Annotated in this window: 8 protein-coding genes; all 8 read left to right on the top strand. The window is 43.2% G+C overall.

What is annotated here, in order from left to right; translation table 11 throughout:
- Nucleotides 1-431: hypothetical protein (locus tag VN379_RS02360; RefSeq protein WP_414714946.1), on the top strand; the 431-nt coding region annotated here is incomplete at its 5' end.
- A gap of 190 nt (nt 432-621) precedes the next feature.
- A complete protein-coding gene (locus tag VN379_RS02355; protein ID WP_325530402.1) occupies nt 622-1,908 on the top strand; it encodes an AraC family transcriptional regulator in 1,287 nt (428 codons plus the stop codon).
- 123 nt (nt 1,909-2,031) lie between these two features.
- Nucleotides 2,032-3,483 (top strand): sigma-54 interaction domain-containing protein, encoded by a 1,452-nt coding sequence (locus tag VN379_RS02350; protein ID WP_325530400.1) that lies wholly within the window; start codon nt 2,032-2,034, stop codon nt 3,481-3,483.
- Between the two features lie 351 nt (nt 3,484-3,834).
- The gene (locus VN379_RS02345) at nt 3,835-4,473 is read left to right on the top strand and encodes a corrinoid protein (RefSeq protein WP_325530398.1); all 639 of its coding nucleotides are present in this window, start codon (nt 3,835-3,837) and stop codon (nt 4,471-4,473) included.
- Between the two features lie 15 nt (nt 4,474-4,488).
- Nucleotides 4,489-5,289 (top strand): methyltetrahydrofolate cobalamin methyltransferase, encoded by an 801-nt coding sequence (locus VN379_RS02340; RefSeq protein WP_325530396.1) that lies wholly within the window; start codon nt 4,489-4,491, stop codon nt 5,287-5,289.
- A gap of 34 nt (nt 5,290-5,323) precedes the next feature.
- Nucleotides 5,324-6,541 (top strand): NAD/NADP-dependent octopine/nopaline dehydrogenase family protein, encoded by a 1,218-nt coding sequence (locus VN379_RS02335; protein ID WP_325530394.1) that lies wholly within the window; start codon nt 5,324-5,326, stop codon nt 6,539-6,541.
- Nucleotides 6,542-6,565: 24 nt separating this feature from the next.
- Nucleotides 6,566-7,990 carry a trimethylamine methyltransferase family protein gene (locus VN379_RS02330; RefSeq protein ID WP_325530392.1) on the top strand — a complete coding sequence of 475 codons (1,425 nt, stop codon included), beginning with the start codon at nt 6,566-6,568 and terminating at the stop codon, nt 7,988-7,990.
- A gap of 161 nt (nt 7,991-8,151) precedes the next feature.
- Nucleotides 8,152-8,943, top strand: a complete 792-nt coding sequence (locus tag VN379_RS02325) for an aspartate/glutamate racemase family protein (protein WP_325530404.1) — start codon at nt 8,152-8,154, stop codon at nt 8,941-8,943.
- Nucleotides 8,944-8,994 lie beyond the last annotated feature (51 nt).

The raw sequence follows: 8,994 nt of genomic DNA, 5'->3' as shown, positions 1-8,994 counted from the left end.
CGCAATTAGTTGACCGAGTCATTGCCGAGGTTAGTCACGGTGATTTTTGTCACACGGCCATAAAAATTTTAGGCGGTACGCTTGAGGCGTTAGGTATGCCGGACGAAGGCGACAAATATCCCGGCGTATGGCTTCATGCTGCCGGCAAGTACGATAATAATCCAAGTGCGGAGTTCATCGAAATAGATATTCCAAATATGGTCGAAGCCGAAGCTGAGGCTATAAGACTGATTGGTACACCGTATGGCTATACCGATTGCATCAGAGGCGGAATATATGATCTTACGGGAAAACAGCTGCCAGGCAACAGTATAACCGCGAACTGCTCAGAAACAGTTACAAGAGTAATCAGAGCTGGAGAGTTTACGGTACTGCCCGCAGTCATACCTGACGATATTACACCAAACGATTTACGAAATGCACTAATCTAATGAAAAGCTCCTAAAAAATTTTGTCCAACTTTTTGGGGTCAATTCAGGAGGCTAACGTCTCTTCATCACCACTTGGAATACTTTCCACAACAGATATGTCGTAAGAAGGAATATATTGTCTAAATAGCCAATTAAAAGGTAGCTTGGCTTCTTTGCAAGCAAAAACTAAGCAAAGCTGCAGGTAGATATAATGATTGATGTTGATCTGTGGGGCTTAAGCAAGACGATAATATCGAATAAACAATGGCAGTTGATTAGAGAGGCTGTCAGGCGTGAGCTTGCTTTTGAAGCTATATTTGGCAACGCCATCACCGATATGGGGGAGTCCTTATCTGTATTCAATCTGCAATTACTCCCTACCGTAGCCATCGTTATTCAGGCTGATAATGACGGTATAGCCTGTTTTGACAATGCTATCATTGAGTTGCAGCAGAAAGATATCTATAATCGGGTAATAGACATGCTTCAACAGGACGTGGAGGGCATTGTTACGGTAGTTGGCCAGGAGAATATATTTGCTATTACGGCAGGTGACCGGGATGTAGTTCTGCTGCTGCCTGTAGATATACGGGAAAGTCAGGCAGAGGTAAAGACTACGGCTAAGCGGTATGGCAGGCATATTAAGGCCCATTTATCAAAAAAAATAAATTACAGTATCAGTCTGGGAATCGGTCAGGGATATGAATTTAAGCAGATACGGCAATCCTATTTTGAGGCATGTGCTGCATTAAAATACAAGTTTTATCAAAACGATGGCGCAATTATACATTATAGTGAGGTTTCCTGGGGCGATAGGGAAAGTCAGCAAATATTTATTGCTTATGAAACCAAGCTGCTAGCTACTGTCCGAAAAGGCGAGTGGCAGCATGCCGCAGTTTTTGCTGCCCACATGCTTGATACAATTGGTGGCAGCAGGCGTATACACCCTGATGTACTAAAGGTGCGGATACTGGAGCTTTTAACAGTAGTATCACGAGGTATTATGGAGCTAGGGGGTGACCCGGATATTTTGCTGGATATCAAGATCAGGTCAGGCGATGAAATCGGCAGGGTGACTACCCTGGCTGAGCTCAAGGCCTGGCTTCCTGAGATTATTAGTGAAATGTGCGGGCTGGTTAAAGAAAAGCAGCAAGCAGCCATTGTCAGGGCAATTACTCATACAAAACAGTTTATAGCTGAAAACTATTACCTTGATATATCTCTGGAGGATTTGGCAAAACGGGAATATATGAGCTCCTCCTATTTAAGCAGAGCCTTTAGCGAGATTGTGGGAACGAGTTTTACAGACTACCTAAAGGCTGTGCGTGTAAGCCGGGCACAGGCATTACTCTTATCTACCGACAAAGGCGTAGCCGAGATCGCCGCCAAGGTAGGATACCAGGATCCAAACTACTTCAGCAGGGTGTTTAAACTGGTAACAGGCAAAAGTCCGCTGCAGTATCGCCAGGGATATTCTCTCGAAAATTTACAGATATGATTGAATTTCCTATAGAAGGATAATCCAGGATCAAAATCGTATTATATATTTAGAATATTATGTAAAAAAGAAGTGCGGATGAAATACTAATAACGTAAGGTGTCTAGAAAGCAGGGTGAGTGTATGAAAACAGTCAAGAATATGACTACTGACAATAGTCAGTTAAGTAAAGAAACACTATTAAAAATTCTAGATTATTCTTATGACGCGATTTTTGCTACAGATGGTAAAGGTGTAACTATTTATGCGAATAAAGCTTGTGAAAAGTATTATGGGATTAAACCAAGCGATGTAATTGGTAAAGACTCCTGGCAGTTTATGGAAAGTGTTGGATGCTATCCACCAACTGCCCCTATCACTCTTCATAGTAAGGATAAGCATACCCTGGAACAGACGACGCGGACTGGTGCCAAAATGCTGGTAACCAATAATCCGATTTATGACAATGGCGGCAATATTGAACTATTGGTACAGAATTGCCGTGATGTTCAACAACTTGAAGATACTAAACGTGATCTAGAACAAACAAAAGAATTACTGGCGCGGATGCAGGATGAGGTTGTGGCCTTAAGAAAAAAAGAACTGCGAAATGCTACTCTTGTGGTTAACAGCCCGCAAATGAAGGAATTATTACAATTGGTAGATAAAGTGGCTACTGTAGATATCAATGTTTTAATTCTGGGCGAGACAGGAACCGGTAAGAGTGCTCTTGCCAAGCATATTCATAAACTTAGTTCACGCAAAGACGGACCTTTTATTAGTATAAATTGTGCTGCCATTCCTGATGAACTGATTGAGTCTGAGTTATTTGGGTATATGGCGGGGGCCTTTACCGGTGCTCTGCAAAAGGGCAAGACAGGACTTGTTGAACTAGCTGACGGGGGCACATTGTTTTTGGATGAAATAGCGGAATTGCCACTACGTCTGCAAGGCAAGATTTTAAATGTTATTCAAGAAAGACGCTTTATCCCTGTCGGAGGTCGTCAGGTGAAAGAGACAGACTGCCGGATAATTTCGGCTACAAACAGAAACATTGAAGAGATGATAGAGCGGGGAAGTTTTCGTGAAGATTTATATTACCGGCTGAATGTTATTGAAATGGAATTAAGGCCGCTACGGGAGCGGCCTGACGATACTATGGCGCTTATCTATTACTTTTTAAATCAATTTAACAAAAAATACAAGAAGGAACATAGCATCTCTCCTGAGTGCCGGGACATATTGCTTGATTATTCGTGGCCAGGGAATATCAGGGAACTTGAGAACATGATTGAACGTCTTGTCGTGGTTGTTGAAGATTCAGTCATTAATGTTTGTCATTTGCCGCGAGTCTTCTCAGAAGCATTCTCAAAAAAAATACAGCTTCTTGAAGTAGATGAGCCCAAATCAAGCACATTAGATACAGCGGTTATTCAGGTGGAGCGCAAAATGGTTGTGGAAGCATATCGTAAATATGGTAGCTCCCGGAAAGTTGCCCATGCATTAAATATCAGTCAGAGCAGAGCCCACCGGTTGATTGAGAAATATTGCAATTATAGTGAAACTATTGATAACAGTCGAGATAATAACACTTAGGTGTGAAGCGCGAATGAATCAGATGGGTTTCGAATATGAATCGAAATCTTGGTTAAATGCTTCATTAGACAGGAGTATAAGTAAGTTATAGGTGAATTGTGTTTTAAAATATTGTGATAAATGCCAGGAAGGCAAGGCTTCTCCTGGCATTTATTTTTTTTATGCCGTTTTATGGCTACTTTACTTTAAATGGCACGGAATATGCGTTAATAGAAGGTGTAAGGCTTCATAAGATCAGTGTTTTCAAGTATAACTTGCTCATATCCTTGGGGGTGGTACGCTTAGTCGTTCAGGCTGGTTCGGGAGCTTGGTCTTTAAAGATTTTTGATGAAATAGGAGGAGGCATTTGAAATGAGTGATCTAAAGAAGATAGCAGAGGCAGTATTAGAGGGTGATTATGAAAGTGTCCATAATCTTACTCAGCAAGCGATAGATGCTGGCGTAGCCGCTATGGAAATTGTGAGCAATGGCCTGCTGGCAGGCATGGATATTGTAGCACCTAAGTTCAAATCCGGCGAAATGTTCATTCCGGAGGTTATGATGTCAGCTAAGGCGCTGGCGGAAGGCCTAAAATTAGTAAAACCGCTGCTTTCGACAGACGAATCTGCTGGAATGGCTACTTTCCTGATGGCGACGGTAAAAGGTGACTTGCACGACATTGGCAAGAACTTGGTTGTTATGATTATGGAAAGCGGCGGCTTTAACGTTGTTGATCTGGGGATTGACGTGTCACCAGCCCAATTTGTTGAAGGGATTAAAAAACATAAGCCGCAAATTGTCGGCATGTGTGCTTTGTTAACAACGACTATGATGGCCATGAAAGAGACTATCGAAGCCATTACTGAAGCCGGACTAAGGGATAGTGTAAAGATTCTGGTAGGCGGTGCGCCGCTGTATCCTGAATTCGCAGAAAAGATTGGTGCGGACGGTTATTGTGTGGATGCTGTGGCTTGTAAGGAAATGGCTGCCGCAATGGTGGCAAAACAGTAAACTGGGGGAATAGCGTTGGTAATTGTAGGTGAATTAATTAATACCAGCCGCAAGGCTATTAGTGAAGCAGTAGAAAAGAGAGAGGCCGGGTATATCCAACAAGTGGCTATCGCACAGGCCGAAGCCGGTGCCAGCTACATTGATGTTAACTGTGGGAATAAGGTGTTTGAAGAGCTTGAGAATATGAGGTGGCTGGTAAATACCATTCAGGAAGCAGTACAGGTTCCTTTATGTATTGACAGCCCTAATCCAGAGGCTTTAGAGGCTGGCCTTGCATTGGTAAAGCACGGGACGCCGATGATTAATTCTATTACCGATGAGGGCCCGCGTTTCGATGCGGTCATACCATTGGTGCAAAAATACAAAGCCAAGATTGTAGCCTTGTGCATGGATGACCTGGGGATGCCTGATACAGCTGGTGACCGCTTGCGGGTAGTAAAAAGCCTATATGCCAAATTGACGGCAGCCGGTGTCAGGGATGAGGATATCTATTTTGATCCCCTTGTCAAGCCGGTTAGCAGTGTGGGGACCGCAGGTGTGGAAGTACTGGAAACAATTCGGATGATCAAAGCTCAGTATCCGGGAGTACATTTTATGTGCGGGCTCAGCAACATTTCCTATGGTTTACCAAACCGCAAATACTTGAATCGTTTGTTTGTATCCCAGACTATGGCGACAGGTATGGATGGATATATTCTGAATCCAACTGACAAGGGAATGATGGGACTTATTTATGCCGCAAAAACGCTGCTGGGGCAGGATGAATATTGTATGGGCTACATCAAAGCTCATCGCAAAGGATTTTATCCTGAATAATCATAAAAATCAAAAAATGAGGAGGAAATAACAAATGAAAACTATGGAGTATCTACAGGAAAAGCCGATCGCGGTACTTGGTGCAGGCGCAGTAGGCAAAGCCATTGCGGGGGATTGTGCTTTAGGTGGAGCGAAAGTCCGTATTTGTGATTTGCCGCCGTTTGCTGAAAAAACATTATTCGGAATTAAAGAGTCCGGCATTAAATTCTTTGGCGATCAACTGAATCTGTATGGTTTTGAGCGGAATGGCAATGCTCAAATGGACCTGGTTACCACAGATGTAGCTGAGGCAGTGAAGGGTGCAGGCCTGGTAGTTGTAGCTACTCCCTGCGCAGGGCATGTACCATTTTTTAAAAAATTGATACCAGCTTTGGAAGATGGCATGGTAATCCATATTTTTCCTGACAACTATGGATCTCTGATTTTGCGAAAAATGATGCGGGAAGCAGGTTGTACAAAGAAGGTTATTATCGGTGGGTGGTCTAGCTCAACCTATGGCAGTCGTGTGGAAATCAAGGGAGGAGTAATTCTACCTAAGATTCGTGTTTACTACCGGGCAATCACCTTAAGGGGTGCGGCCCTGCCGGCTTGTGATACGGAAGTATTCCTTGAAAGCGCAAAATACCTGCCTTCGATGGACGCAGTAACCCATGGTCAAGGCGCAGTTGCCGGCGATACTGTAATGGATACCGGTTTTAGTAATGTTAACCCTGTACTCCATTGTCCGGGAACCATCCTAGGGGTAGGTGTTATGGAAAACTTTGGGGTCATTTTCGGAGAGGATAAATACAAATACAGCATTTACTCCCATGCCTACTGCCCGTCGATTTCTGAGGTACAATACTCCTTCTATAAAGAGGAATGTGTTTTGGCTGAAGCCATGGGGGTCGGGATCCAACCCTACAAGAAAGAGCAATTCTTCTCTCGGGAAAATGTGTTAGGAGCTGAATATATGGGTGAAGATTATGTTATTCCTTTTGAGCAACAAGATCCTATTCAGTTTGGCACCGGTCCGTTTACCATGGAAAACAGATATATCACCGAAGATATCCCTGTAGGCTGCCATGTTTATCACGAGTTAGGCAAAAAATTTGGTGTTCGGACCCCGGTAATTGACTCTATGATTAATTTGGCTTCCGCAATATTGAACAGAGATTTTTATCAGTTAGGCTATACACTTGATTATCTGGGTATCGGCCATATGAACAAAGAAGAAATGAACGCTTATCTGCGCGAGGGCGTTTGTAAATAAAAAAAACGAAAGTGAGAATAACATATGGCAATGCCGATTAAACGGAATATCAATTTTTCTGTCTTAAGTCAGGACAAAATTGATAAAATACATGAAAAAAGCATGTATATTATGGAAAATATAGGAATGAAAGTAACCGGAGAACGTTCCGTGAAGCTTTTACTGGACAACGGCGCAACCCTGGCGGATGACGGCCTGATCCGCATCACGCGTGCGATGGTTGACAAGGCGCTCAAGAGCGCTCCCAAAGAAGTAACACTGTATACACGTGATGGGGAACCCGCCATGGTGATCAATAGTGAAAACCAAGTGTACTTCGGCACACATTCAGATCAGCTCGAAATCGTCGATCCCTTTACCAACACGGTACGTCAGTTTCTAAAAAAAGATATTCAGACAATGTGCAAGGTTGCCGACTATCTTCCTAATATATATTTTGTACTATCTGTAGGCATGACGGCAGATGTTGATCCCAAAGTACAGTCACAAAGCACATTTATCGAAACAGTAAAGAATTTCAGTAAGACCATCAATTTTTCTACCAATGATATCGAATCCCTACAAGATATAATTGACATTGCAGCTGATATAGCAGGCGGGCTCAATAAACTGCAGGAAAAGCCCTTTATCTTTAATTATTGCGAGCCTATCCCCCCGCTAACTCATCCATTGGAGAGTACCGAGAAAATATATATCAGTGCGGAAAACCGCATTCCATTTGTGTATATGCCCTACTGCATGATGGGGGGGACATCGCCAATGAGCAAGGCGGCAACTTTGGCACAATGTAATGCTGAGGCTCTGGCAGGGTTAGTTCTTACCCAATTAGTTAGCGAGGGAGCTCCCTTTATTTATGGTGCAATGCCGTCTGTATTTGATATGAGAACCTCTATTGGCAGTTACGCTGCCCCTGAGTTCCATCTTAATATTGCCGCAATGGCTGATTTAGTTGCCTATTATGGCTTGCCCTTCTATGGCACTGCGGGTTGTTCCGATGCCAAGGTCATTGATGAGCAAGCTGTGTCTGAAGCCACCATGGAGATATTCTCCACCATGTTGAGTAAAGCCAATATTATTCATGATGTGGGCGTAATGGATCATTGCAAGAGTGTGTCACCTGAATTAGTTGTTCTGGCTAACGAAATTATTGAGGGCTTGAAGCATTATACCGCAGGTATTGATGTCGCAGATGACGATTTTGTCATTGATGTAATTGAAAAGGTAGGACCGGGAGGACATTACCTGGGCGAGACTCACACCAACAAGAATTTCCGCAAGGTTTGGTATCCCGGCCTGTTCAGCCGCAAGATGAATAACGAAGACTTCTCGGAGGTAAGCGGCAAAATTAAGCTGAAGATTGCAGATATTCTGAGCGGTCATGAGGTTCCCAGGCTTGATGACTTGGTATTAGAAAAATTGGTGGTCTGGGAACGAAAATTAGGATTATAGAAAACATGGAGTCTGGGTAAACGTAAGTATTTTAACCAGGGTTTAGTCCAAGCACTTGGCACCGGAAAACTGGTTTAACAGCTAAACCCTGGTTAAAATTGGCAGAGTTGGCTGCCAAACAGTATCTTTAGGTGATATTTATCAAGGAGGCATATTCAGTGATGATTTTTTGGCAAAACCGTGATTTTGGCATCAATCATATTAAAGCCCGAAAAAACCATGTGTGTTATGGAATGGGTTTAGGAATTGTACTCTTAAACGACACTTATCCCGGGTTCCCCGGAGATGTGCGCAATGCCAGTGCCTTTCCGTACCCGATACAATATGAGATTGCAGAAGGTGTGACCAATAAGACGTTAGTATATGATAAGAATCCTGCTCAATGCCGGGAGTCTGTAGTCGCTGCAGCAAGAAAGCTGGAGAGGTTGGGTTGCAGGGCAATAGCCGCTGAATGTGGTTATTTTGCTTTCTTTCAGAAAGATGTGGCTTTAGCGGTAGAGGTGCCTGTGTTCATGTCCAGCTTATTGCAGGTGCCTTTTATTCAGCAGGTGATTAACCCTAGAAAGACGGTGGGCATCATTTGTGCTCAAAAACAGTTTTTAAGTAATGAGCATTTAAAGAATGTAGGTATTGATCCAGATAGCACGTACTTAATTGCCGGAGCCCAGGATGAATACGGTTGCACTGAGTTTGACAATTTATGGAATCCGCAAAAAAGGCTTGAGTGCCCAGAAGCCTATTATGACAAAGCTGAACAACAAATGATTGATATGGCAGTAGACTTTGTCAAAAAAAATCCCCAAATTGGTGCTATTATGCTTGAATGCACCGGCATGCAGCCTTTTGCCCGGGCCGTCCAGCGAGCAGTAGAACTACCGGTGTTTGACTGGGGAACGCTTTTAGATTATGCTTTTTCGGTAGTTGTCCATCGGGATTATTACGGACACGTCTAATCGTTTTTATGTTATGTATGATATTGCTGTATTCAAACCAGCAATCGACTA

The organism is Sporomusa sp. (assembly GCF_035561255.1).
GTDB lineage: Bacteria > Bacillota > Negativicutes > Sporomusales > Sporomusaceae > Sporomusa.
Note: the sequence above shows the minus strand (reverse complement) of the source record. Positions and strands in the feature narration are given on the sequence as shown.

What these genes read in the sequence shown, in the direction of transcription:
- VN379_RS02355 (WP_325530402.1), top strand. Translation starts at nt 622, where the DNA reads ATGATTGATGTTGATCTGTGGGGCTTAAGCAAGACGATAATATCGAAT.
- VN379_RS02350 (WP_325530400.1), top strand. Translation starts at nt 2,032, where the DNA reads ATGAAAACAGTCAAGAATATGACTACTGACAATAGTCAGTTAAGTAAA.
- VN379_RS02345 (WP_325530398.1), top strand. Translation starts at nt 3,835, where the DNA reads ATGAGTGATCTAAAGAAGATAGCAGAGGCAGTATTAGAGGGTGATTAT.
- VN379_RS02335 (WP_325530394.1), top strand. Translation starts at nt 5,324, where the DNA reads ATGAAAACTATGGAGTATCTACAGGAAAAGCCGATCGCGGTACTTGGT.
- VN379_RS02330 (WP_325530392.1), top strand. Translation starts at nt 6,566, where the DNA reads ATGGCAATGCCGATTAAACGGAATATCAATTTTTCTGTCTTAAGTCAG.
- VN379_RS02325 (WP_325530404.1), top strand. Translation starts at nt 8,152, where the DNA reads ATGATTTTTTGGCAAAACCGTGATTTTGGCATCAATCATATTAAAGCC.